We start from the raw sequence: 24,790 nt of genomic DNA on the forward strand, positions 1-24,790 counted from the left end.
GAGCCCCGCCATGGAGTTCTTCCACACGGTCACCAAGTACCCGTTCATGCACACCCGCAAGGTGTGGTACGGGGTGTCGGGCGTGACGCTCATCGCATCGGTGATCCTGCTGTTGGTGCACGGCCTGAATCTGGGCATCGACTTCACCGGCGGCGTAGTGCTCGAGTTCGCGTATCCGAAGACGGCGAATCTCGAGCGCACGCGTACCGCGCTTCAGGAAGCCGGCTTCCACGAAGCTCAGGTGCAGAACTTCGGTGACGACCGCAGCATCATGGTGCGTCTGTTGCCCACCGAGGGGCAGGACGTGAACCAGGTCAGCAAGTCGGTCACCGACGCGCTCAAGAAGATCGATCCGGATGTCGAGTTGCGCCGCGCCGAGGTGGTCGGTCCGCAGGTCGGCGAAGAGCTGACCAATCAGGGCGGCCTGGCGATTCTGTTCACGTTCGTGCTGATCGGCATCTACACCTGGTTCCGCTTCCAATGGAAGATGGGCGTCAGCGCGGTGATCGCGACCCTGCACGATCCGTTGATCATTCTCGGCTTCTTCGCGGTGACCGACGTGCCGTTCGATCTGGCGGTGCTGGCGGCGATCCTGGCCGTCATCGGTTACTCGCTGAACGATACGGTCGTGGTGTTCGACCGCGTGCGTGAGAACTTCCATTCGATGCGCAAGGCGACCCCCGAAGAGATCATGGACGCGTCGATCAATCAGACGCTGTCGCGAACCATCATCACCTCGGGCGCGACTTTGCTGGTCGTGGTCGTGCTGCTGATCGAAGGCGGCGAGACGCTGCGTGGCTTCTCGTGGGCGTTGACCATCGGCATCCTGGTCGGCACATACTCTTCGATCTACGTGGCCGGCGCGCTGGCGCTGGACATGAACCTGACCGCCCATGACCTCATCGAGCAAAAGAAAGACACCACCGAACTCGACGCGTTGCCCTGAATAGACGACATGTCGGATTGGAACCTCAGGCCCAAATGGCGGATACCGCAATAATCAGCGCAGCAGCGGCCAAGTCATGAGCCTGATGGTCTGGGTGGTGTTCTTCGTCCTGTATCTCGGCGTGCTGGCGCTGGATCTGGTGGTGTTGCATCGGGAGTCCAAGGAGATGAGCGTCCGTCAGGCGCTCGGCTGGACGGTCGTATGGATCCTGGTGGCGCTGTCGTTCTCCGCATTGGTGTACGGCGTCTACGAGCATCACTGGTTCGGCTGGCGCGCCGCGCCCGATGCGCCCGGCGGCAGCGAAGCGGCCATTCAGTACATCACCGGCTATCTGCTCGAGTGGACGCTGTCGGTCGATAACATCTTCGTCATCGCGATCATCTTCACTTACATGAAGATTCCCGCGCAGTACCAGTACCGTGTGCTGTTCTGGGGCATCGTCGGCGCCATCGTGCTGCGCGGCGCGATGATCGCGGCGGGCGCAGCGCTGATCCATGCCTTCGACTGGATGTTCTATGTCTTCGGCGCGATTCTGCTGCTGTCGGCGGCGCGCATGTTGAAGAGCGAGGAAGATCAGTTCGATCCGGGCAAGAGCGTGCTGGTGCGGCTGGCGCGCCGGGTTTATCCGGTCACCGACAAGCTCGACGGCGAGCGCTTCTTCACCGTGGTCGATGGCGCCCGCGCCGCGACGCCGCTGTTCGTTACGTTGCTGCTGGTCGATTTCGCCGACGTGGTGTTCGCGGTCGACTCCATCCCCGCCATCTTTGCGGTGACCCAGGAGCCGTTCATCGTGTTCACCTCGAACGCGTTCGCCATCCTCGGCCTGCGCTCACTGTATTTCGCGATCGCCGGCCTGATGATGATGTTCAAGTACATCAAGTTCAGCCTGATCTTCATTCTGGCCTTCGTCGGCGTGAAGATGATGCTGCATCATCATCTGGAAATTCCGCACATCGTCTCGCTGGGCGTGATCGTCGGCTTCCTGGCGATCGGCATCATCGCGTCGTTGTGGGTGTCGCGGCGCGAAGCGTCACAGCTGCGCAACGATTGAAGTTGTTGATTCTCATCTTATGAGGTTCGGATTGTGGAACTCTTGACCGATCCCCAGGTGTGGCTGGCGTTCCTGACGCTGACGGCCCTGGAGATCGTCCTCGGTATCGACAACATCATTTTCATTTCCATCCTGGTGGGCCGCCTGCCGCCGGAACAGCGACCCCGGGGCCGCACCTTCGGCCTGGCGCTCGCGATGATCACGCGCATCCTGTTGCTGCTGTCGATCACGTGGGTGATGGGGCTGTCGAAGGAATTGTTCTCGATCATGGACCGCGGCATTTCGGGGCGCGACCTGATCCTGTTCGGCGGCGGCTTGTTCCTGCTCGCCAAGAGCACGCTGGAAATTCACCACAGCCTGGAAGGCGAAGAGGAACAGCGTGAAGCCAAGGGCAAGGCCACGTTCCTGTCGACCATCCTGCAGATCGCCGTCATCGACATCGTGTTCTCGCTCGACTCGGTGATCACCGCGGTCGGCATGGCCGATCATGTCGAAGTGATGATCGCGGCGGTGATCATCGCGGTGCTGATGATGATGTTCATGGCGGGCCCGATCAGCGATTTCGTCGATCGTCATCCGACCATCAAGATGCTGGCGCTGTCGTTCCTGATCCTGATCGGCGTGGCGCTGATCGGCGAAGGCCTCGGCCTGCACATTCCCAAGGGCTACATCTACTTCGCCATGGCGTTCTCGGTGGGAGTGGAGCTGCTCAACATGCAACTGCGCAAGCGCCTGAACCGGCCGCGCGAAGAGCCGGTTCAGCTGCGCAAGCGGCTGGACGAATAGGCGATCAGCCCAAGGCCGCGAGCCGCTTTTTGTTCTTGCTGTCCAGATACAAGTTGTAGAGCGCGACGAACAGCGGAAACAGGTTCGACATGACGCCGACCGAGTCGTTCTTGCCGAACACGAAGTAGGCGAGCAGCAACACGCTGCCGAGGGCACTCATGTACCAGAACAGGGTGGGCATGACCGGCTTGCCGGAGGCCTTCGAGGCGGCCAGCTGCACGAACCAGCGGCCGGCGAATAGGAACACACCGGTGTAGCCGACGAGCTTCCACGGGGTCACCGTGATTCCGAACATTACGAGCAAGACATCATTCATGGCGGCCAGCGATCTTGAGGGGGCTTGAAGCAAAAGCGGGATGGCCGCGACTGTACAGATATTGTCCCCGTTATGGTGCCGGGGAATGGCGGTGCGGCCCACGATAGTGCGCATAGCGCTTTCTATCGTATTCCTAACGTAGGTCGGGTGACGTCCGCTGCCGGATGCGCCTATGATCCGCTCGCCTGACGCCACAGGACGCCGACGAGCGCGTTCCCCCTGACTCCGGTCCAACACTGGCATGACAGCCCCGAGGAAACCGACATAATGAATTGGCGTATCAAACCTCTCGCGCAGATTCTCGAGAGCGCCGAGAAGAAATCGCTGACGCGTACGCTGGGCGCGTTCCAGCTGACCATGCTCGGCATCGGCGCCGTGATAGGCACCGGTATCTTCGTGCTCACAGCTGAAGCCGCACAAAAGGCCGGCCCCGGCATGATGCTGTCGTTCGTGATCGCGGGCTTCGTCTGCGCCGTCACGGCGCTGTGTTATGCGGAGCTGGCAGCGATGGTGCCGGTTTCCGGCTCTGCCTACACGTACTCCTACGCGGTGCTCGGTGAAGTGATCGCGTGGATGGTGGGATGGGCGCTGATCCTCGAATACGCCGTCGCGGCGGGCGCCGTGTCAGTGGGATGGTCGAATTATTTCGTCGGCCTGTTGCAACGATCCTTCGATATAAACCTACCGTCGGCATTCACCAGCGGCGTGCACGTCGGCGGCATCATGAATGTGCCGGCCGCGGTCATCGCCTTGCTCGTGACCGGTCTGTTGGTGCTCGGCACGCGCGAGAGCGCGACCGTCAACGCCATTCTGGTCGGCATCAAGGTGGTCGCGCTGACACTGTTCGTCGCCCTGGCGATACCGGTGATGAACATGGACAACTTCGAGCCGTTCTCTCCGAATGGCTTCCTCGGCGAGATTTCCGGCATGGGCATCGCCGGTGCCGCGGCCTCCATCTTCTTCGCTTACGTGGGCTTCGATGCGGTGTCGACGGCGGCCGAAGAGACCAAGAACCCTCAACGCAACATGCCCATCGGCCTGATCGGCAGCCTGGTCATCTGCACGATCTTCTACGTGCTGGTCGCTTCCGGCGCAGTGGGCTCGATCGGTGCGCAGCCAGTGGTCGATCCGGTGACCCAGCTCGCCTATGAGCCGGGCAGTGCGGACCTCGCGGCCGCGTGCCGTCAGCCGGAGAACAGCCCCAAGCTGGTGTGCAGCGGCGAGCCGCTGGCGCACGTGCTCGATCAGATCGGCTACAAGAAGGTGTCGCAGCTGATCGGCCTGGCGGCGTTCCTGGCGCTGCCGTCGGTGATTCTGATGATGTTGTTCGGCCAGACGCGCATCTTCTTCTCGATGGCGCGAGACAAGCTATTGCCGTTCAACGAGGCGCTCACGCGCATTCATCCGAAGTTCCAGACGCCGCACGTGGTGACGATCGTCACCGGTCTGGCGGTGACGGTGTTCGCGGCGTTCTTCCCGGTCGGCGTGCTCGCTGACCTTTCCAACAGCGGCACGCTGTTCGCGTTCCTCACGGTCGCTGCGGGTGTGATGATTCTGCGTAAGCGCGAGCCGGATCGTCATCGTCCGTTCCGCGCCCCGGGCGTGTGGATCGTCGCGCCGCTGGCGATGGCGGGCTGCGCGTTCCTGATGTTCTCGCTGCCGCTGCGTACGCAGCTGACGTTCTTCGTGTGGGCCGGCATCGGCCTGCTGGTGTACGCGGTGTACGGCTACGGCAAGAGCCCGCTGGGCCAGAACGGCTCGGGCAACGGCAGCACCAAGCAGCCTGCGCCGGCTCAGGATTAAACAGTTGTGAAAAAGGCGCTCTCCCGCCGGGAGAGCGCCTCTCGAATCAGCTCAGCTCAGCCGGCACGTGCGGTGCCAGCAGTTCCAGCAGCGGCGCATGCACCTTCGGCGTGCCGGCCAGAATGTTTCCGCCTTGTTTGTATTCCGTTCCCTGCAGTGAGCTCACCAGGCCACCCGCTTCAGTGATCAGTAGCGATCCGGCCGCCGTATCCCATGGCGACAAGCCGAACTCCCAAAACGCATCGAGCCTGCCGGCCGCCACGTAAGCGAGATCCAGCGCCGCAGCGCCCGGACGGCGAATGCCCGCGGTGGCCTGGGTCACTGCCTTGAACATGGCCATGTAGTTGTCGAGCCAATGCAGATTGGTGCGATAAGGAAAGCCTGTGCCGATCAGTGCCCGATCCAGCCCCACGTGCGGGCTGACTCGAATGCGGCGTCCATCGAGCTGTGCACCTTCACCGCGCGATGCCGTAAACAGCTCCTGTCGCAGCGGGTCGTATACAACCGCATGTTCCATGCGCCCACGACGCTGCACGCCGATCGAAACGGCGAACTGCGGAAAGCCATGGAGATAATTGGTGGTGCCGTCGAGCGGATCGATGATCCAGACGAATTCGCTCTCGATCGAGCCGCCATGCGAGCCGCTTTCCTCGGCGAGGAAGGCGTGGTCCGGGTAGCTCTTGCGCACCGTATCGATGATTTCCATCTCGGCCTGGGTGTCGATCTCCGAGACGAAATCGTTCTGCCCCTTCTGGCGGATATCGAGGCGGTGCACGCGGTTCATACCGCGGACAATGACTTCACCGGCACGACGGGCGGCGCGGACGGCAATATTGAGCAAAGGCTGCATGGAAAAACCACCTCGACGAGCAAAGCCCCGGATCTACGGCAGATCAGGGCAGGGGGCAGAAATTGGTAAAGAGCATGACGGCGGCATGCCGTCCGAAGGGGAGTTAGAATAGCGCATTACGATGAGCATTCGTGTCGTCCTGGTCGATCCCAACCACCCCGGCAACATTGGCGCGGTGGCTCGCGCCATGAAAAACATGGGGCTGAGTGAGCTGCACTTGGTGCGGCCTAAGGCTTTCCCTCATGCGGAGGCGACTTCGCGCGCGTCTGGTGCAGACGACGTGCTGGATGCGGCGCGGGTGCATGAGGAATTCGATGACGCCATCGCCGACTGCGGTTTCGTGGTCGGTACCAGCGCCCGCAAGCGGTATCTGAGCTTCGATCTGGTCGAGCCTCGTGAATGCGCGCAGCTGGTGGCCGAAGCAGCACAGGTCGGCAATGTGGCGATCGTGTTCGGCTCGGAGAAATTCGGGCTGCTCAACGTCGAGCTGTCGCGGTGCCATCGGCTCGTGACCATTCCTACTGCGGGTGACTATGCATCGTTGAATCTCGGCATGGCCGTTCAGGTGATTGCATACGAGATCATGCTGGCGACCCGCACTGGCGCGCCGCCGCCGCCACCGCTCGATGTGCCGTTTGCGACGGCACGTGAGATGGAGTTGTTGTATGAACACTTCGATCGTGTGCTGGAAGAGATCGAATTTCGCGATCGCACCGGCGGGGGCCATCTGATGGCGCGCATCCGTCGGCTGTTCAACCGTGCGCGGCTCGACCAGAATGAAATGAACATTCTTCGTGGCATCCTGACAGCCGTTCAATCGCGCCGGCGCACCGCCGGCAAGACCGCCTCCTCATGACTGCAGCAAAGACCATTTATCTGGACTATGCGGCCACGACGCCGGTCGACCCTCGGGTCGCCGAGCTGATGATCGAATGTCTGCGCCCCGAAGGCGCGCACGGCAATCCTTCATCGGGGCATTCGTTCGGCACACGTGCGCGCGCCATGATCGAAAAGGCGCGCCAGCAAGTGGCCGCGGCGATCGGCGCGCGTCCGGAATGCATCATCTGGACTTCCGGTGCCACGGAGTCGGACAACCTGGCGATTTTGGGCGTGGCGCGGTTTCATGCGGATCGCGGTCGTCACGTCGTTACTTCGCGCACCGAGCACAAAGCCGTGGTCGATGCATTCAAGCAGCTCGAGAAGGAAGGCTTCGACGTGACCTGGCTGAAGCCGGGCGCCGACGGCATCGTGCGGCCCGAGCAGGTCCGCGAAGCGTTGCGGCCGGACACGCAGTTGGTTTCGCTCATGCACGTGAACAACGAGACGGGCGTTATTCAAGACGTGGCCGCGATTGGCGCGATCTGTCGCGAGCGAGGTGTCGCGTTCCATGTCGACGCCGCGCAGAGCGCCGGCAAATTGCCGATCAACGTCGAGGCGATGAACATCGATCTGCTGTCGCTCACCGGGCACAAGGCTTACGGTCCGAAAGGCATTGGAGTGCTCTATATCCGTCGCCGCCCGCCGTTGGGATTGCGGCCGTTGTCGTATGGCGGCGGGCAGGAAACGGGCTTGCGCTCGGGCACGTTGCCGACGCATCAGATCGTCGGCATGGGCCTGGCGTTCGAGGTAGGTGAACGTGAACGCGAAGCGGATGTGGCGCGAATTGCAGCGCTGCGTGAGCGACTGTGGCAGGGCCTCTGCGCCATCGGTGGCGTGGAGCTGAACGGCCATCCGACCGAACGCGTCGCTGGCGTGCTGAATGTTTGTTTCCACGACGTTGAAGGCGAGAGCCTGCGCTTCGGGCTGCGTGAGCTGGCGGTGTCGTCGGGCTCGGCCTGCGCGTCCGGCTCGGACGAGGCGTCGTATGTGCTGCGTGCGTTGGGCAGGAGCGATCAGCTGGCGCAAAGCTCGATCCGCTTCAGCCTCGGCCGCTTCACGACCGAGGACGATGTCGATCGCGCCATCGCCGTCGTGGACCGGGAGGTCGCACGGTTGCGTGCTTTGACTCCCCATGGAACCTAGGGAAGCTCGGATTCATCGACTTCCCTGAGATCAGCAAAGATGCCACTGATTGGAATGCTTCGCTGAGCGAAGCGGCTGTGCCGAAAAATGGCAATAGACCAGAGATCACCGGAATACTCGCCCACCGTCGTCGACCATTTCGAGCGTCCGCGCAACGGCGGTCACTTCGAAGCGGGCGAGGGCGTCATCCGCGGCACGGCGGGCAGCGTGGCTCAGGGCACCATGTTCGTTCTCAGTGCGCGCATCGCTGAGGATCGAATCGAAGCGGTGCGTTTCGAGGCTTATGGTTGTCCTCATTGCATCGCAGCTGGGTCCTGGCTGAGCGAGCGGCTGGTGGGGCTCACTCGCGAGCAGTTGCACACCTGGCGCTGGCGCGATGCCGACCAGGCGCTGCAGTTTCCGTTGGAAAAGCGTGGCCGACTTCTCATTCTCGAAGACGCGGTGCATGCCCTGAGTGAAGCCTGGGCCCGGCTTATTCCATAATCAGCCCCAGGTCGGCCGAATTGGCATGACCTTCGCACTTGATTCAGCAGGCCGTCGCCATCACGCTTGTACCCGCTATGAGCATCTCACTGACTCCCGCCGCCGCCGATCGTGTCCAGTCTTTCCTCACACGCAGGGGCCATGGCCTCGGCCTGCGACTGGCGGTCAAGAAGACCGGCTGTTCGGGCTTCGCCTACGTGGTGAACTATGCCGATGACGTCGGTTCCAACGACGTGGTGTTCGAGGACCACGGGGTCAAAGTCATTGTCGACCGCGACAGCCTCGACTACATCAACGGTACCGAGGTGGACTTCGTGAAGCAGGGCCTGAACGAGGCGTTCCGCTTCCGCAATCCGAAAGCGAAAGGCGAATGTGGCTGCGGCGAAAGCTTCAACGTGTAGGACCGTGTAAGTACCTGGTCTAGCAGCCTAACTCCGCGTCCCTATTCATTTTCTTGCTGCTCCCGGCCATGCCGGGTAGACTGCGCGCGCGCAATTGCCGCCGCCCGGCGACACCAGTTTTGGTCCGGCTCGGCGAACCTCTTCCAATTCATTGATTAACGGGACTTTCCATGGCGGTCGAACGCACTTTTTCCATTGTCAAACCCGACGGCGTGCAGAAGAACGTGATCGGCGAGGTGTACCGCCGCTTCGAGCAGGCCGGTCTGAAGATCGTTGCCGCCAAGATGCTGCAGCTGACCCAGGCCCAGGCCGAAGGGTTCTACGCGGTGCACAAGGAACGCCCGTTCTTCAACGACCTGGTCAAGTTCATGATCTCCGGCCCGGTGATGATCCAGGTGCTGGAAGGTGAAAACGCGGTGGCCAAGAACCGTGAGCTGATGGGCGCCACCGACCCGAAGAAGGCCGATAAGGGCACGATTCGCGCCGACCTCGCCAACAGCATCGACGAGAACACGGTGCACGGCTCGGACAGCCTCGACAACGCGAAAATCGAGATCGCATACTTCTTCGCGGCCACCGAACTCTGCCCGCGCACGCGCTAAATCCGCGATTGCAGGCGCTCATGAACGCGACGACAGCCAAAACGAACCTGCTCGGTCTGACACGAACCGAGTTGGAGGCATTCGTCGCGAACATGGGCGAGAAGCCGTTTCGCGCCCGGCAACTGATGAAGTGGCTGTACAAGCGCCACGTTGCCGATTTCGACCAGATGACCGACCTGGCGAAGAGCTTCCGCGCCAAGCTGGTCGAGGTCGCCGAAGTCGCGGTCCCTGAAATCACGATGACGCAGGTGTCCGCCGACGGCACACGCAAGTGGCTGCTGGCGATGAACACCAGTGAGGGCGTGAAGCAGGGCATCGAGATGGTGTTCATCCCCGAGCCGGGCCGCGGCACGCTGTGTATTTCGAGCCAGGTCGGCTGCGCCATGGATTGCACGTTCTGCTCGACCGCGCAGCAGGGCTTCAACCGCAATCTGAACGCCGCCGAAATCGTCGGTCAGGTGTGGCTCGCGAACAAGGAGCTGGGCTACCAGCACGGTGGCGACCGCGTCGTCACCAATATCGTGTTCATGGGCATGGGCGAGCCGCTCGCGAACTATCGCAACGTCGTGCCCGCCACGGAAATTCTCATGGACGATCTGGGTTTCGATATTTCCCGCCGTCGCGTCACGGTGAGCACCTCGGGCCTCGTGCCGCAGATGCTGAAGCTCGCCGAAGAAACCAATTGCGCGCTCGCCGTGTCGTTGCATGCGCCGAACGACACGCTGCGCGACGAGCTGGTGCCGATCAATCGCAAGCACAAGATCGCCGAGCTGCTGGATGCGTGCTGGGTGTACGTCAACAAACAAAACGCCCGCAGCATCACTTTCGAATACGTCATGCTCGATGGCGTGAACGATCACCCCGAGCACGCGCACGAGCTGGTCACCTTGCTCAAGGGCCGGCCGGCCAAGCTGAATCTGATCCCGTTCAACCCGTTTCCGGGCACGCGTTACAAACGTTCCAGTGCCGCGGCCATCGAGCGCTTCCGTGACATTCTCAATGCCAACGGAGTGATCGCAACGACGCGCCGCACGCGCGGCGACGACATCGATGCCGCTTGCGGTCAGCTGGTGGGACGCGTGCACGACCGTACGACAGTTCGTCTGGGCTCGAAGCTGATCTCAGTGGCGGTGCAGTAATGAGAAGCACGGCGGTGGCTCTGTTGGTGGTGTCGGCCGCGCTCGCCGGCTGCGTGAGCAGCACCAGTGTCAGCAGCAGCAACAAGAAGCAGCTGGGCACACCCGACAACGCGCGCGCCGCCGAGATCAACCTGGAGCTCGGCATCGACTATCTGCGCAAGAACAATCTGGTGCAGGCCAAGGAAAAGATCGACCGGGCGATCGAGCAGAATCCGCGCAATTCCAAGGCGCAGATTACCGCCGGCATGCTGTACGAGCGGCTCGGCGAAAGTAACAAGGCCGAATCGCACTTCGCCAAGGGCCTCGCGCTCGATCCGAAGAATCCGGAAGTGCAGAACAACTACGGCGCGTATCTGTGCCAGAAGGGCAAGCACGCACGCGGCGAAAAGCTGATGATCGACGCCGCGACCAATCCGTTGTATCGCACGCCCGAGGTCGCGTATCTGAACGCGGCGAACTGTGCCCGTAGTGGCGGCGATCTGCAGCGTGCCGAGGACAATCTGCGCAAGGCGCTGGCGGTGCGGCCGAAATTCGGCGACGCGCTGTTCCAGATGGCCGATCTGCAATACAAACAAACCGATTATCTGTCCGCTCGTGGCTTTCTCGAACGGTACATGGAAGTTGGCCGCACCAGCCCGGCGTCGCTGTGGCTGGGCGTGCGTATCGAGCGGGGCCTGGGCAATGCCGCCGCCGCAAAGAATTATGCGGAGCGTTTGAAGCTGGAATACCCGAGGGCCGCTCAGACCAAGGAGTTGATCGAGTCCGAGCGGAATCCTGGATGAATGCAGGCGGTGACAGCGAGAACTCGGCGGTAGAGACCGCGCAGGCCAGCTCTGCGGAGCCGGCCCCCGAGTCGCTGACGCCCGGTGAACTGCTACGGCGGGAGCGCGAGCGTCGCTCGATCACTCAGCTGCACATCGCCGAAGAGTTACATCTCGATGCCCGCGCCGTGGATGCCATCGAAGGCAATCGCTTCGAGGCGTTGGGACCGTCGGTGTACGCGCGTGGGCACTTGCGTCAGTACGCCGCACTGGTGGGGCTGTCGCCGCAGTTGATCATCGAGCGTTATGAGGCGCTGACCGGTCGACAGGAGATCATGGCGCCGCTACCGACGACTCTGACCGCGAGTCCGGTGAGCATGGAGCGTCGCTCGCTGGCGGGGCCCTTGTGGTCCGGCGTGGCGTTGGTCGCGCTCACGTTGGGTTGGTGGCTGTGGTCGACGGTGTCGACGCCGGGCGATCCGATGCAGACGGCAATTCCGGATGAGGCGATCACCGACTCCGGCCCACTGCCATCGACGTTGCCACCAGAGCCCGCAGACACGCCAGAGCCCGCGGTACAGTCGCCGCCGCCGGTATCGAACGCGGTGCCTGAGGCGGAGGGGCCGGCGGCAGCAACAGCGGTAGAAGTCCGCATGCGGCTGCAGTTCAACGATGCGTCGTGGACCGAGATCTACGACGCGACGGGTAAGCGTTTGATGTTCGGTTTGGGTGAGAGCGGCAAGGTGAGCACCATTACGGGCACACCGCCATTGCGAGTCACGCTCGGCAAGGCGTCCGCGGTCACGGTGCAAGTGAACGATCGTCCGGTCGTGGTGCCACGCAGGGCGGGGAAGGACGCGACCAAATTCGTGGTCGGTGCGAACGGCACTGTCGAGATGAGTGGTGAGGTTCCGGTCGAGTGACTCAGCAGCAGATCCAGCCGCCGCGCGGCATGAACGATATCTTGCCGGCCGAAACGGCGGCCTGGCAGCGCCTGGAGAATCTGGCGCGCGATATTTTTGCCTCGTATGCATATCAGGAAATCCGCGTGCCGCTGGTCGAGCACACCGGATTGTTCAAGCGCTCCATCGGCGAGCTCACCGATGTGGTGTCGAAGGAGATGTTCACCTTCCAGGATCCAGGTGGCGACTCGCTCACGCTGCGTCCGGAGGCGACTGCCGGTGTCGTGCGCGCCATGATCAGCAACGGGCTGCTGCACAACCAGAAGCAGCGCGTGTGGACGTCCGGGCCGATGTTTCGGCACGAAAAGCCGCAGCGGGGGCGCTTCCGTCAGTTTCATCAGCTCGACGTTGAGGCCTTTGGCTATCCGGGCCCCGACATCGACGCCGAAGTGATCCTGGTGAGCTCGCGCCTGCTGACCCAGGCGGGCGTGCAACGCCTGGAGCTGAACCTGAACTCGCTCGGCACGCCGGCCTCGCGCCGTGTGTATCGCGAGAAGCTGGTCGAGTATTTCACTGCCTACAAGTCGAAGCTGGATCCCGATAGTCTGCGGCGTCTGGAAGGCAATCCGCTGCGCATTCTCGATAGCAAGAACCCGGATCTGCAGGACATCATCAAGAATGCGCCGATGCTGACCGAGCATCTCGACGAGGAATCGCGCACGCACTTCAGCGGGCTGTGCCGTCACCTCGACGCGCTGGGCGTGAAGTATGTTTTGAATCCGCTGCTGGTCCGCGGTCTGGATTATTACTCGCACACGGTGTTCGAGTGGGTGACGACCGAGTTGGGCTCGCAGGGCGCGGTGTGCTCGGGCGGCCGTTACGACGGTCTGGTCGAGCAACTGGGTGGCGACTCGACGCCGGCGATCGGCTGGGCGCTGGGCCAGGAACGCATCGTGGACCTGATCAAAGTGCAAAATGGCGAGGTGCCGGCGCCGGCCCCGGACGTGTACTTCGTGGTGGCTGGCCAGCGGGCCGAAGCCGAAGGGCTGCGGATTGCTGAGATGCTGCGCGACCAAATCCCCGGCTTGCGCATCGAGATGAACTGCGGCGGTGGCAGTTTCAAATCGCAGCTCAAGCGCTCCGACAAGAGCGGCGCGGCCTGGGCATTGATTCTCGGCGACTCGGAAACTGAAAAGCGCGTCGCTGGTCTGAAGTCCCTGCGGGTGGAAGCGCCGCAGGTGGAAGTCGCCTGGGAGCGACTGGTCGATGAGCTGGGCGAGCGCCTCACACGGCGTTGACCTAAGGCGTTGAGTTTCTACCTCTTACTACAATTCAAGACGGCAAGTCATGGTCGAAGATTATCTGACCGATCGCGATCAGGAAGAAGCGCTCCGTACCTGGTGGCGGGACAACTGGAGCTGGATTCTCGGCGGCATCGTGCTGGGCCTGGTGCTGCTGGGCGGCTGGCAGTATTGGAAGATCCATACTGCGAATCAAGCCGCCGGGGCCGCCAAGCTGTACGACGAGTTCGTCGGCGCGCTCGACCGCAAGGATGAAGAAGCGGCGAAGCGCACGCTCGGCACGCTCGTGGCGGATCATAAGAAATCTCCGTACACGCAGCAGAGCCGCTTGCTGCTGGCGAAAAAGGAAGTCGAGGACGGCAAGTACGAAGAGGCGCTGCCGCTGCTGCGGGCTGTCGCCGATGAGTCCCCCGACGCGGAGCTGGCGTGGGTGGCGCGGTTGCGCGTCGCTCGTCTGCTCAATCAGCAGGGCAAATATGACGAAACTCTGAAGCTGCTCGATCCGGAGAAGGCCGGCGCGTTCACGGCGCAGGTTCGTGAGATCCGGGGTGACGCTCAGGTTGCGAAAGGCAATCTCGAAGGCGCGCGGGCCGAGTACGCCGCGGCGCTGACGGATAACATCGATGCACGTGCCGATCGTGCGATCGACCGCACTTTGCTCGAAATGAAACTGCAGGACGTGGGCGGCGATAAGAAGGCCGAGACGTCCGAGACCAAGCCGGCTGCTGCCGAGGGTCAACCATGATCGAGAAGAAAGCTTCCTTGACGCGTCTATATCGCGGCGCGCGCGTTGCCGCGGCCGCGACGGCCTTGCTGATCATGCTCGGCTGCGACAATGACAAGGAAGTGGATCCGCCCGCGGAGCTGACTGAGCTCAAAGCGACACGCGACGTGAGTCGTATCTGGTCGGCGGGATTGGGCGGTAAGGCGGAGCGACTGCGCCTGGCGTTGAAGCCGAACATCGTCGACGGGACGGTGTACGCCGCAGGCCACGACGGCGAGGTAATCGCCGTGGCCGCAGCCACTGGCAAGCGCGTCTGGGTCGCGAAGACCAAGCTGGCGCTGTCGGCGGGCCCTGAAGTGGGCAACGGCATGGTGGTGCTCGGCTCGAGCGACGGCGACATCATCGCGCTCGACGCAACCAATGGCGCGCAGCGCTGGCGCAAGGCCATCGCGAGCGAGATCCTCGCCAGGCCGCTGATCGTGAATGACCTGGTCGTGATCCGCACCGTCGATGGTCACATCGAAGGTCTGTCCGCGACCGACGGTTCGACCAAGTGGGCCGTCGATGAGGCGGTGCCGAGACTCACGCTGCGTGGCACGGCGCCGCCGGTGCTGGCAGGCGATCGCATCATCGCGGGCTTCGACAATGGCAAGGTGCTGGCCATCGATCCCCGTAACGGCGATGTGCTGTGGGACACGATCGTGAATTCACCTCGCGGCCGCACGGAGTTGGAGCGGCTCGCCGACATCGATTCGCCGGCGCGCGTCGCGGGTGATGACATTTTCGTGGTCGGCTTCCAGGGCCGCGTCGCGATGCTGGCGCGCGATTCCGGCCAGATCTGGTGGGCGCGCGATGCTTCGAGCTATCGCGGCTTCTCCATGGACGAACAGAACCTGTATCTCACCAACGCGGACAGCGTGGTGATTGCCATGCGCCGCAGTGACGGCGCCGTGCAATGGGAGCAGGACGCGATGAGGCGTCGTGGCTTGACCGCACCGGCCATCGACGGCGACGCGCTGGTGGTCGGCGACTTCGAGGGCTATATGCACTGGCTCGACAAGGCCACGGGCGCGCTCGTTGCGCGTCAGAAGACCGATGGCGAGCGCATCAGCAACGCGGCGGTCACCGACGACGAGCGCGTGTTCGTACAGACCGATTCGGGCAAGTTGCTGGCATTTCGCAGCAAGGCGCGCGAAGTCAAAACAGCCGACAGCGGCCAATAACCGGCCGCTGCTCAGGCAGCACGCACTCATTCGTTATCTCTAGTTACCCATCATGCTGCCTGTTGTTGCTCTGGTCGGTCGTCCCAACGTCGGCAAGTCGACGTTATTCAACTTCCTGACGCGTACCCGCGACGCGCTGGTCGCGGATATGCCCGGCCTCACGCGCGATCGCAATTACGGCTACGGCAAAGTCGGCTCGATCCCGTATGTCGTCGTCGACACCGGCGGTCTGGTCATCGACGCGCAAGGTGTCGAGCAGCAGATGGTCAAGCAGGCATTGCGCGCGGTCGAAGAGGCCGATCGTGTTTTGTTTCTGGTCGACTCGCGCAGCGGCGTGACGCCGGACGATCACTACATCGCGCAGACGCTCCGCAAGCTCAACAAGAAAGTCTTCCTCGTTGCCAACAAGGCTGAAGGCGTCGACTCGGCCACGGCGGGTGCGGACTTTTACTCGCTTGGTTTAGGCGAGCCTCATGCCATTTCCGCCACGCATGGCGATGGCGTGCGCTCGTTGATGGAAGAGGCGCTCGAAGGCATCGAATTGCCTGAAGGGGCGGCAGCGGCGGGCGGGCAGGACGACATTCGGGTTGCGGTCATCGGCCGACCGAACGTCGGTAAGTCCACGCTGATCAATCGTCTGCTCGGCGAAGAACGACTGATTTCCTTCGATCAGCCCGGCACCACCCGCGACGCGGTGTTCGTGCCGTTCGAGCGCGATGGCCAGACGTACACATTGATCGACACGGCCGGCGTGCGACGCCGCGCCCGCGTCGAAGAGGCGATCGAGAAGTTCAGCGTCATCAAAGCGCTGCAGGCGGTCGATTCGGCCAACGTCGTCATCGGCGTGATCGATGCACACGATGCCGTGACGGAGCAGGACGCGAGCTTGTTCGGCATGGTCGCTGAACGCGGCCGCGCGTTGTTGATCGCGGTCAACAAGTGGGACGGCATCCATTCCGACAAGCGCGACGAAATCCGAGCGGGGCTGGATTTGCGCCTGCCATTCCTGGATTTCGCACCGGTGCATTTCATTTCGGCGTTGCATGGCACGGGTGTCGGCGAGTTGATGCGCGCGGTGAAGCACGCCTATGACGCGTCGATGCGAGAGATGCCAACGCCGGAGCTGACGCGAGTGCTGGAAACGGCGATGGAACAGCATCAGCCGCCATTGGTTCGCGGCCGTCGCATCAAGCTGCGCTATGCCCACCAGGGCGGACGCAATCCACCCATCATCGTGGTCCACGGCAACCAGATCCAGCACGTGCCGGATGCATACAAGCGCTACCTGGCGAATGTATTCCGCAAGAACTTCCGGCTGGAAGGCACGCCCGTGCGCGTACAGTTCCGGACCGATGAGAATCCGTTCAAAGGCAAGCGGAATCCGCTGACACCGCGCCAGCGGCGTACCCAACAGCGGAAGATGAAGCGCGCCCACAAGAAGAGCTGATGCTTAGCGTGGGGCGGGTGTCCCTGCGCGCAACAGCAATGTCGGGCATCTGCATATAGCAGCCCGCGATGTTCTATCGTTACGGCACGGGTTTACACTGCCGGTAACAATCCGGTTCTGGATTCATCCATGGCTTCAGCACGCAAGATTCTCAAGCTCGACCGGCCGTTTCCCATGCGGCGGGGTGGCGCTCTGCAGGACGTGCACATCGCGTATGAGACCTGGGGCGACCTGAGTTTCTGCAACGACAACGCCATCCTGATCTTCACCGGCCTGTCGCCCTCGGCGCATGCCGCGTCCTCCACCGAAGATCCTGCGCCTGGCTGGTGGGAAGACATGATCGGCCCGGGCCGGCCGATCGACACTCGCCGCTTCTTCGTCATCTGCGTGAACTCGCTCGGCAGCCCGTTCGGCTCGACCTCGCCGGCTTCGATCAATCCCGCCACCGGCGAGTGCTATCGACTGACGTTCCCGGTGCTCACTGTCGAAGACATCGCGCGCGCCGGCCATGAAGTCGTCGCATCTTTGGGCATCAAGAAGCTCGCCGCAGTCGTCGGCCCGTCGCTGGGCGGCATGACCGTGCTGGCTTACTGCGCTTTGTTTCCTGAAGGGGCGCGCGCACTCGTCTCCATTTCATCCGCCGCGCGCTCGACGCCATTCGCGATCGCCTTGCGCTCGCTGCAGCGGGAGATGATTCGCAAAGATCCCGCGTGGCTGGAAGGTAACTATGCGCAGGACGCGATCCCCGTGCAGGGCATGCGCCTCGCGCGCAAGCTCGGCATGATTACTTATCGGTCTGCAAAGGAATGGTTGCAGCGATTCGGTCGCGAGCGCGCCAATGCCGAGCGCAAGCCCGGCGATCCGTTCGGCATCGATTTCGAAGTCGAGTCGTACCTGGAGAATCACGCCGTCAAGTTCATCGGTCAGTTCGACCCGAACTGTTACCTCTACATCTCGCGCGCCATGGACCTGTTCGATCTCGCCGACCATGGCGGCTCGGTCGCCGAGGCGTTGCGCCGATTCACGGTCGAGCGCGCGTTGATCATCGGTGTCGAGACCGATCTGCTATTCCCAATCGAGCAGCAGCAAGAGCTCGCCGATGGCCTGAGCAACGGCACCCGCACCGTGCAATTCGCCCGTCTCGCCTCGCTCCAGGGCCACGACTCCTTCCTGGTCGACATGGACCGCTTCCGCCCGGTGATCAGCGAGTTCCTGGCGGAGCTGAAGCTGACGAGTCCCTGATCCATGCGGAGATTAGAGCTGATATTCTCCGCATGACGTGCGGAGATCAGGTATGTTCATCTGGCAACTGCCAGGCTGGCCACAGCTGACTTGGGACGGTCCAAAGCTCGCCCCACTGCTTGGATGTTGGCGGTCTGGTCCGCTCGGACCGCAACGTCGACGGCGTCGTCGAAATGATGCTCGATATGCCCAGCCGTTGACGGAGGCGCGACTGTTCGCATGGCATGCCTCATTGTTTCCTACGGGGCGCAGCAGCATGCGCGATATCCTGGTCGGCAAATGGCGGGACGACCGCGATGGGCCGATGCAAGTGGTCTCCGGCCCGATCGGCAACCAAAAAGTTCACTACGAAGCGCCGTCCGCGAAACGCCTCAAGGGCGAGGTGAAGAAATTCCTGGCCTGGCTAAACAAACCCGGCGAGATGGACTCGCTACTGGTCGCGAGCCTCGCGCACTTGTGGTTCGTGACCATCCATCCCTTCGATGACGGCAATGGCAGAATCGTGCGCGCGATCGCCGATATGGCGCTGGCGCGATCGGAAGAATCTCGCCAGCGTTTCTACAGCATGTCGGCGCAGATAAGACGTGAGCGCGATGATTACTATCTGATGCTGGAGCGCACGCAAAAAGGCGAGCTCGATGTCACTGGGTGGCACGAGTGGTTTCTGAGTTGCCTGCTGCGCGCGATGGAAAGCTCACAGCAGTTGCTCGGTGGCGTGCTGAACAAGGCGCGCTTTTGGGAACGATTCGCCAAAGAGCCCCTGCACGAACGGCAGATCAAGGTGCTGAACCGTTTGCTCGATGGCTTCGAAGGCAAGCTCACGACGTCGAAATGGGCCGCGCTCTGCAAGTGCTCCCAGGATACGGCCCATCGCGACATTCTCGATCTGGTCGCGAAGGGCGCGCTGAAAAAAGACCCTGGGGGCGGTCGGAGTACCAGCTATTCGCTGCATATCGAGTAGCTACTTGCTGCCGATAAACAGCGCCGGATCCACCATCGCGCGATTCAGAGCGACGCCCCAGTGGAGGTGCGGGCCGGTGACTCGACCGGTCGCGCCGACGGTGCCGATGACTTCACCCTGCGAGACGCGGTCGCCGAGTTTTACTTTGATGGTGTCGAGGTGGCAGTACATGGTCACCAGGCCGTCGCCGTGATCGATGTAGAGCGTGTTGCCGTTGAAGAAGAAGTCGCCGGCTTCCACGATGACGCCTGCGGCGGGAGATTTGATCGGCGTGCCTTTGGGGGCGGCGATGTCCATGCCAGAGTGAGGACTGCGCGGCTGCCCGTTGAACACGCGGCGCGAGCCGTAGGAATCGGAGCGCACGCCCTCAATGGGGGCCAGCAACTGCAGAGACGGCGTTTCCGTCCCGGTGAACTTCGACAGCGCCGTATCCGACCGCTTCGTTTCCGTTCCGATGCGCTTCAAGTCGTCCGGATTCGGCTCGACCTTGCGCTGATCTTTGATGGTCAGATACTGCGTGCGGTATTTCTTGTCCGTGATTTGAAAGGGCACCTCGGTCGTGCCTTGCGGCGTGCTGACCTTGATCTTCAGCTCGCCGGGCTTCTCCGCGAGCGGAATGCCGACCACCGCGAGCCACTGATCGTCGCGGCGAATCACAGCGACCCGATGCGTGTTGAAGATCACTGTCGGCGCTACTGCGCCGCCCGGGACGGGAACGAGTGCGATGCCGCCAGGAACGCGGCTTTCCTGCGGTAATACAGTTGCGCCGGCGGCGAAGCTGGCGAACAACAACAAGGAAGCGGACAGACGCAGGAAGCGAGACTGGATTGTCGTCATTGGTTCTCGTCATCTCGATGCGGCTTGATGTGCTCGATGCGAGCTTGGACCGTGCCGCGCGACAAACGTGCCTGAATCATGTCGCCAGGGCTCACTGCCGTTGCATCCGTAACGACCGTGCCGTTGGCGTCAGTCACGATCGCATAACCTCGCTGCAACGTCGCAAGTGGGCTCACCGCGTTCAGCTTGCCGGCGGCGAGCTTGAACCGTGCTTCCAGCTTGCGCAGCTGCCTGTGCAGCGACGTCTCCATGCTACGATCGGCAATCTCGACTCGACGGCGCAAGGCTGTAATGCGTGCGACCGGAGAACGTTGTCGGAGGTCGCTGCCAGCATGGCGCAGGCGACCCTCGGCGAGATTTAAGCGCCGTTGCAACGACGTGGCCAGCGTCTTGCGAGCGATGTCCAATCTGCCGCGTGCAGCGGCCACCCGCAGGGCGGGCGAGCGCTGTCTCAGATGTGAAGCCAGTTCCACGAGCGTGCTGCGGCGCTGAGACAGTCCGTGCCGGACACAGCGATTCAAACGCTGCTCCAGATCATCGAGGCGCTGCGCTTTCTGCCGCAGCTCCACGCCCGGATGCACCTGAGCGAGGCGCCGCTCCAGCCACACGAGTTGCTGCTGACGAGCCGCCATGTTCCGCACCATCGCGTTTCGCACGCGACGGCCAAACAGCTCGACGCTGCGCGTCCATTCATTGCAATCCGGCGCGACGATCTCGGCCGCACCCGAGGGCGTCGGTGCGCGCACGTCGGCGACGAAATCGGCGATCGTGAAATCGACTTCGTGACCGACACCGGACACGACCGGAATCTGGCAATCGAAGATGGCGCGCGCGACCACCTCTTCGTTGAACGCCCACAGGTCTTCCAGCGAGCCGCCGCCGCGAGCAACGATCAGCACGTCGCACTCGGCGCGAGCCGAGGCCATGCGAATCGTCGTGGCTATCTGGCCGGCCGCGGTCGCGCCTTGCACCTGGACGGGATAGATCAGCACCGGGATCGTGCAGAACCGTCGCCGCAGAATATTGAGCACGTCGCGAACGGCGGCCCCGGTGGGGGAAGTCACCACACCGATCCGCCGGGGCAGGCGAGGCAGCGACCGCTTCCGGTTGGCGTCGAACAGGCCTTCGGCCGCCAGCTTGTTCTTCAGCTGCTCGAAGCGGCGGCGGAGCACGCCTTCGCCCGCTTCCTCCATGTAGTCGGCGATGAATTGATACTCACCGCGCGGCTCGTAAAGGCTCACGCGCCCGCGCGTCAGTACGTGCATGCCGTCTTTGGGCGTGAAGCGGGTCCCCAGGTTCTTTTGACGGAACATGGCGCAGCGTAATTGGGCGGACTCGTCCTTGAGCGAGAAGTACCAGTGGCCGGAGGAGGGCCGCGACAGGTTGGAAATCTCGCCCTCCAGCCACAATGAGGGCAGCCCGCGTTCCAACAGCAGCCGAGCCTCCTTGTTCAGGCGGCCGGGGGTGTAGACATCGCGTTCAGGTTCGCGCGGCTCGGGTGCCGCTCCATCGATATCGTCTATCGGCGCACGCACCGCTTGCCGGGTCGCTCTGCGGGCGGGCGCAGTGGCGGCCTTCTTCGCCACCGGGGCCGGCTCGGGCGGCCGCGCGGCCGGCGCGTCCTCCGTCGGCGCCTTCGGGGCAGGCGGCATCGAGAAGTCGAATTCCAATTCGCGATTCATGGCCCGGAAGGCTACAGCCTACGCCCCGGCCGCGCACGTCCGGCGATGTCCCTCGGCGGATCCCGCGGTTCCTGCCCGACCTCGGGCAGCACATTTACCGGAGAGGCTCCGCCGCGTACAATGACGTGCTTTCATCGATAATCTGCGGGCACTCCCATGCGTATTCTCGAGGAAGCACTCACCTTCGACGACGTGCTTCTGGTCCCGGCTTACTCCAATTTCCTGCCGCGCGACGCTGACCTAAGCACGCAACTCACCCGCGCGATCCGTCTCAACCTGCCCATCCTGTCCGCCGCCATGGACACCGTTACCGAGGCGCGCCTGGCAATCACCATTGCCCAGGAAGGCGGCATCGGCATCATCCACAAGAACATGAGCATCGAAGCCCAGGCGCGCGAAGTGGGCAAGGTGAAGAAGTTCGAAAGCGGCGTGATCCACGACCCGATCACCATCTCCCCCGACAAGACCATTCGCGAAGTGCTGGAGCTGACCCGCTCCAAGAACATCTCCGGCGTCCCGGTCGTGGTCGGCTCCAAGGCGGTCGGCATCGTTACCCACCGCGACCTGCGCTTCGAAACCAAGCTCGACGCCCCGGTCTCCACCGTCATGACCCCGCAAGAGCGCCTGGTCACCGTGCGGGAGAACGCGCCGAAGGAAGAAGTGCTGGCGCTGCTCCACAAGCATCGCATCGAGAAGGTGCTGGTAGTGGATGCCGACTTCAACTTGAAGGGCATGATTACGGTCAAAGACTTCCAGAAGGCCACCGAATTCCCACGTGCCGCCAAGGACGAGCGAGGCGCGCTGCGCGTCGGCGCCGCCGTCGGCACCGGTGCAGACACGATGAAGCGCGTCGCCGCGCTGCGTGAAGTCGGTGTCGACGTGATCATCGTCGACACAGCGCACGGCCATTCGAGCGGCGTGATCCAGACGATCCGCGAGATCAAGAAGACCTGGCGGGATCAGCAGCTCATCGGCGGCAATATCGTGACCGCGGATGCAGCGTTGGCGCTGGTCGAGGCAGGCGTCGATGGCGTGAAAGTGGGTATCGGCCCTGGATCGATCTGCACGACTCGCGTCGTTGCCGGCGTGGGCGTGCCGCAGATCACGGGCGTCGCAAATGTAGCCGCTGCCCTGAAGGACACTGGCGTGCCGCTGATCGCGGACGGTGGCATTCGCTTCTCCGGCGATATCGCCAAGGCGCTGGTCGCCGGTGCGAATTCGGTGATGTGCGGCGGCATGTTCGCCGGTACCGAAGAATCGCCGGGCGATGTCGAGCTGTATCAAGGCGCGTCGTACAAGTCCTATCGCGGCATGGGCTCATTGGGCGCGATGTCTCAGGCGCACGGCTCCAAGGACCGCTATTTCCAGGACGCGACCGCGGAACTGGAAAAGCTTGTCCCCGAAGGCGTCGAAGGTCGCGTGCCTTACAAGGGCTCCATTGTCACCATCCTGCACCAGCTGGCCGGCGGCCTGCGGGCAGCGATGGGCTACACCGGCTGCCGCACCATCGAAGAGATGCGGACGCGGCCGCAGTTCGTGCGCATCACGAACGCCGGTGTGCGCGAGAGCCACGTTCACGATGTGACTATCACAAAAGAAGCACCCAACTACCGTGTCAGCTGATACTTTGCCTCGCTCGGACATTCACGCGCACCGTATTCTGATTCTCGATTTCGGCGCGCAATACACTCAGCTGATCGCGCGTCGAGTGCGTGAAAGCGGCGTGTATTGCGAGATCCTGCCGTGGGATATCACGGATGCCGAGGTTCGCGAGTTTGGTGCCAAGGGCATCATTCTCTCCGGCGGACCGGAGTCGGTGACGGAAGCGAAAGGTCCCGCAGCACCGCAAGCCGTGTTTCAAAGCGGTGTGCCGGTGCTGGGCATTTGCTACGGCATGCAGACGATGGCTGCGCAGCTCGGCGGTCGCGTCACCGCCGGCACGCATCGCGAGTTCGGCTATGCGCAGGTGACTTCGTCGGCACCGTGCAAACTGCTCGACGGTTTGTTCGATCACAAAGACGAGCAGGGCCGGCCGCTGCTCGATGTGTGGATGAGCCACGGCGACAAGGTCGATGAGCTGCCACCAGGGTTCGTGGCTGTGGGTTTCACCAACAGCGTGCCGCTCGCGGCGATGGCCGATGAGTCGCGTCACTACTACGCCGTTCAATTCCACCCGGAAGTCACTCATACGCTGCAGGGCGTGAAGATCCTCGAACGTTTCGTGCGCGAGATCTGCGGCTGCGAAGCGCGTTGGAGCCCGGGCAACATCATCTCCGATTCCATCGCTCGCGTGCGTGAGCAGGTCGGTCGCGACAACGTGCTGCTTGGCCTGTCGGGCGGTGTCGATTCCTCCGTCGTCGGCGCGCTGTTACATCGTGCGATCGGCGATCAGCTTACCTGCGTATTCGTCGACCACGGCTTGCTGCGGCAGGGTGAGGGCGACCAGGTGATGGAAACGTTTGCCAAGCACATGGGTGTGCGTGTGATTCGTGTCGATGCCGAAGAACGTTTCCTCACGGCGCTGAAGGGCGAGGTGGATCCGGAGCGCAAGCGCAAGATCATCGGCCGCCTGTTCGTCGAAGTATTCGAAGAAGAAGCCGCCAAGCTGCAGGGCATTCGCTGGCTCGCGCAGGGCACGATCTATCCCGACGTCATCGAGTCCGCCGGCTCTCGCACCGGCAAGGCGCATGTGATCAAGAGTCATCACAACGTCGGCGGCCTGCCCGAGAAGATGAATCTCAAGCTGTGCGAGCCGCTGCGCGAGTTGTTCAAGGATGAAGTGCGTAAGCTCGGCGTCGAGCTCGGCCTGCCGCGCGAGATGGTGTATCGCCATCCGTTCCCCGGTCCGGGCCTGGGCGTGCGCATCCTCGGTGAAGTCACCAAGCAATACGCCGATCTGCTTCGTAAAGCCGATGCGATCTTCCTCGACGAGTTGCGCAAGCACGATCTCTATGACCGCACCAGCCAGGCGTTCGCGGTGTTCCTGCCGGTGCGCTCCGTTGCGGTGATGGGTGATGGCCGTCGCTATGACTATGTCATCGCGCTTCGCTCCGTCGAAACGATCGACTTCATGACCGCTCGCTGGTCGCGGCTGCCGTATGAGTTCCTGGATCTCGTGGCTCGTCGTATCTGCAACGAGGTCGACGGCATTTCGCGAGTCACGTACGACATTTCCGGCAAGCCGCCGGCGACGATCGAGTGGGAGTAGAGCAGTAGCCGCGCAGCGCGGCTGCAAATTCTTCACGACGTGGGCGCCGCAGAGTTCGTTCAGCGGACGCCCTATTCAGGCCGGGGTAGGGCTGACATAAGTT

The 24,790-nt window shown here is 62.7% G+C and carries 23 protein-coding genes and 1 pseudogene; 20 read left to right on the forward strand and 4 right to left on the reverse strand.

All coding sequences use genetic code 11. The features are described from left to right. Positions 1–10: 10 nt before the first annotated feature. From secF to D0550_RS12555, 3 genes are all read left to right on the forward strand, one after another. Positions 11–946 (forward strand): protein translocase subunit SecF, encoded by a 936-nt coding sequence (secF, locus tag D0550_RS12545; RefSeq protein WP_116809536.1) that lies wholly within the window; start codon positions 11–13, stop codon positions 944–946. 76 nt (positions 947–1,022) lie between these two features. Beyond that, positions 1,023–1,997 carry a TerC family protein gene (locus tag D0550_RS12550; protein WP_116809537.1) on the forward strand — a complete coding sequence of 325 codons (975 nt, stop codon included), beginning with the start codon at positions 1,023–1,025 and terminating at the stop codon, positions 1,995–1,997. 33 nt (positions 1,998–2,030) lie between these two features. Beyond that, the gene (locus D0550_RS12555; protein ID WP_116809538.1) at positions 2,031–2,783 is read left to right on the forward strand and encodes a TerC family protein; all 753 of its coding nucleotides are present in this window, start codon (positions 2,031–2,033) and stop codon (positions 2,781–2,783) included. A 4-nt stretch (positions 2,784–2,787) separates the two neighbouring features. Here the strand turns inward: D0550_RS12555 and D0550_RS12560 are convergent, their stop codons facing one another. Beyond that, the gene (locus tag D0550_RS12560; protein WP_116809539.1) at positions 2,788–3,099 is read right to left on the reverse strand and encodes a lipid-A-disaccharide synthase N-terminal domain-containing protein; all 312 of its coding nucleotides are present in this window, start codon (positions 3,097–3,099) and stop codon (positions 2,788–2,790) included. 267 nt (positions 3,100–3,366) lie between these two features. On the opposite strand from D0550_RS12560, the gene D0550_RS12565 reads away from it, so the two are divergent. Beyond that, the gene (locus D0550_RS12565; protein ID WP_206606238.1) at positions 3,367–4,902 is read left to right on the forward strand and encodes an amino acid permease; all 1,536 of its coding nucleotides are present in this window, start codon (positions 3,367–3,369) and stop codon (positions 4,900–4,902) included. Between the two features lie 46 nt (positions 4,903–4,948). Here the strand turns inward: D0550_RS12565 and D0550_RS12570 are convergent, their stop codons facing one another. After that, positions 4,949–5,752, reverse strand: a complete 804-nt coding sequence (locus tag D0550_RS12570) for an inositol monophosphatase family protein (RefSeq protein WP_116809541.1) — start codon at positions 5,750–5,752, stop codon at positions 4,949–4,951. Between the two features lie 115 nt (positions 5,753–5,867). Here D0550_RS12570 and D0550_RS12575 point away from each other — a divergent pair, with 115 nt between their 5' ends. From D0550_RS12575 to D0550_RS12640, 14 genes and pseudogenes are all read left to right on the forward strand, one after another. After that, positions 5,868–6,608: an RNA methyltransferase gene (locus D0550_RS12575; RefSeq protein WP_116809542.1), complete on the forward strand. Its 741-nt coding sequence runs from the start codon at positions 5,868–5,870 to the stop codon at positions 6,606–6,608. After that, positions 6,605–7,774, forward strand: a complete 1,170-nt coding sequence (locus tag D0550_RS12580) for an aminotransferase class V-fold PLP-dependent enzyme (RefSeq protein WP_116809543.1) — start codon at positions 6,605–6,607, stop codon at positions 7,772–7,774. Before D0550_RS12575 ends, D0550_RS12580 begins: the two co-directional genes overlap by 4 nt. A gap of 87 nt (positions 7,775–7,861) precedes the next feature. Continuing rightward, the gene (locus D0550_RS12585) at positions 7,862–8,257 is read left to right on the forward strand and encodes an iron-sulfur cluster assembly scaffold protein (RefSeq protein WP_116809544.1); all 396 of its coding nucleotides are present in this window, start codon (positions 7,862–7,864) and stop codon (positions 8,255–8,257) included. Between the two features lie 77 nt (positions 8,258–8,334). After that, positions 8,335–8,658: an iron-sulfur cluster assembly protein IscA gene (gene iscA / locus D0550_RS12590; RefSeq protein WP_116809568.1), complete on the forward strand. Its 324-nt coding sequence runs from the start codon at positions 8,335–8,337 to the stop codon at positions 8,656–8,658. Positions 8,659–8,828: 170 nt separating this feature from the next. After that, entirely contained in the window at positions 8,829–9,260 is a 432-nt protein-coding gene (gene ndk, locus D0550_RS12595) for a nucleoside-diphosphate kinase (protein ID WP_116809545.1), read from the forward strand. 20 nt (positions 9,261–9,280) lie between these two features. Then, positions 9,281–10,399 (forward strand): dual-specificity RNA methyltransferase RlmN, encoded by a 1,119-nt coding sequence (rlmN, locus tag D0550_RS12600; protein ID WP_116809546.1) that lies wholly within the window; start codon positions 9,281–9,283, stop codon positions 10,397–10,399. Beyond that, on the forward strand, positions 10,399–11,181 hold the full coding sequence (pilW, locus tag D0550_RS12605) for a type IV pilus biogenesis/stability protein PilW (protein ID WP_116809547.1): 783 nt from the start codon (positions 10,399–10,401) through the stop codon (positions 11,179–11,181). The genes rlmN and pilW overlap by 1 nt, the downstream gene beginning before the upstream one ends. Next, positions 11,178–12,083: a RodZ domain-containing protein gene (locus D0550_RS12610; RefSeq protein WP_116809548.1), complete on the forward strand. Its 906-nt coding sequence runs from the start codon at positions 11,178–11,180 to the stop codon at positions 12,081–12,083. The genes pilW and D0550_RS12610 overlap by 4 nt, the downstream gene beginning before the upstream one ends. Beyond that, entirely contained in the window at positions 12,080–13,360 is a 1,281-nt protein-coding gene (gene hisS / locus D0550_RS12615) for a histidine--tRNA ligase (protein ID WP_241520790.1), read from the forward strand. The genes D0550_RS12610 and hisS overlap by 4 nt, the downstream gene beginning before the upstream one ends. A gap of 49 nt (positions 13,361–13,409) precedes the next feature. Beyond that, positions 13,410–14,108: a YfgM family protein gene (locus D0550_RS12620; protein WP_116809549.1), complete on the forward strand. Its 699-nt coding sequence runs from the start codon at positions 13,410–13,412 to the stop codon at positions 14,106–14,108. Beyond that, the gene (gene bamB, locus D0550_RS12625; protein ID WP_116809550.1) at positions 14,105–15,310 is read left to right on the forward strand and encodes an outer membrane protein assembly factor BamB; all 1,206 of its coding nucleotides are present in this window, start codon (positions 14,105–14,107) and stop codon (positions 15,308–15,310) included. The genes D0550_RS12620 and bamB overlap by 4 nt, the downstream gene beginning before the upstream one ends. Positions 15,311–15,362: 52 nt before the next feature. Next, the gene (gene der / locus D0550_RS12630; protein WP_116809551.1) at positions 15,363–16,757 is read left to right on the forward strand and encodes a ribosome biogenesis GTPase Der; all 1,395 of its coding nucleotides are present in this window, start codon (positions 15,363–15,365) and stop codon (positions 16,755–16,757) included. Positions 16,758–16,886: 129 nt separating this feature from the next. Continuing rightward, the gene (metX, locus tag D0550_RS12635) at positions 16,887–17,999 is read left to right on the forward strand and encodes a homoserine O-acetyltransferase MetX (RefSeq protein WP_116809552.1); all 1,113 of its coding nucleotides are present in this window, start codon (positions 16,887–16,889) and stop codon (positions 17,997–17,999) included. 119 nt (positions 18,000–18,118) lie between these two features. Beyond that, positions 18,119–18,960 (forward strand): annotated as a pseudogene (locus D0550_RS12640) (Fic family protein); the annotation flags it as partial. Here the strand turns inward: D0550_RS12640 and D0550_RS12645 are convergent. Further along, positions 18,961–19,797 (reverse strand): M23 family metallopeptidase, encoded by an 837-nt coding sequence (locus D0550_RS12645; RefSeq protein ID WP_116809553.1) that lies wholly within the window; start codon positions 19,795–19,797, stop codon positions 18,961–18,963. It lies immediately after the preceding pseudogene. Then, positions 19,794–21,479, reverse strand: a complete 1,686-nt coding sequence (xseA, locus tag D0550_RS12650) for an exodeoxyribonuclease VII large subunit (RefSeq protein WP_206606241.1) — start codon at positions 21,477–21,479, stop codon at positions 19,794–19,796. The genes D0550_RS12645 and xseA overlap by 4 nt, the downstream gene beginning before the upstream one ends. Positions 21,480–21,635: 156 nt before the next feature. Here xseA and guaB point away from each other — a divergent pair, with 156 nt between their 5' ends. Both guaB and guaA read left to right on the forward strand, forming a co-directional pair. Next, the gene (gene guaB, locus D0550_RS12655) at positions 21,636–23,102 is read left to right on the forward strand and encodes an IMP dehydrogenase (RefSeq protein WP_116809554.1); all 1,467 of its coding nucleotides are present in this window, start codon (positions 21,636–21,638) and stop codon (positions 23,100–23,102) included. Next, positions 23,092–24,687: a glutamine-hydrolyzing GMP synthase gene (gene guaA / locus D0550_RS12660; RefSeq protein ID WP_275129239.1), complete on the forward strand. Its 1,596-nt coding sequence runs from the start codon at positions 23,092–23,094 to the stop codon at positions 24,685–24,687. Before guaB ends, guaA begins: the two co-directional genes overlap by 11 nt. Positions 24,688–24,790: the final 103 nt, after the last annotated feature.

The organism is Steroidobacter cummioxidans, assembly GCF_003104955.1.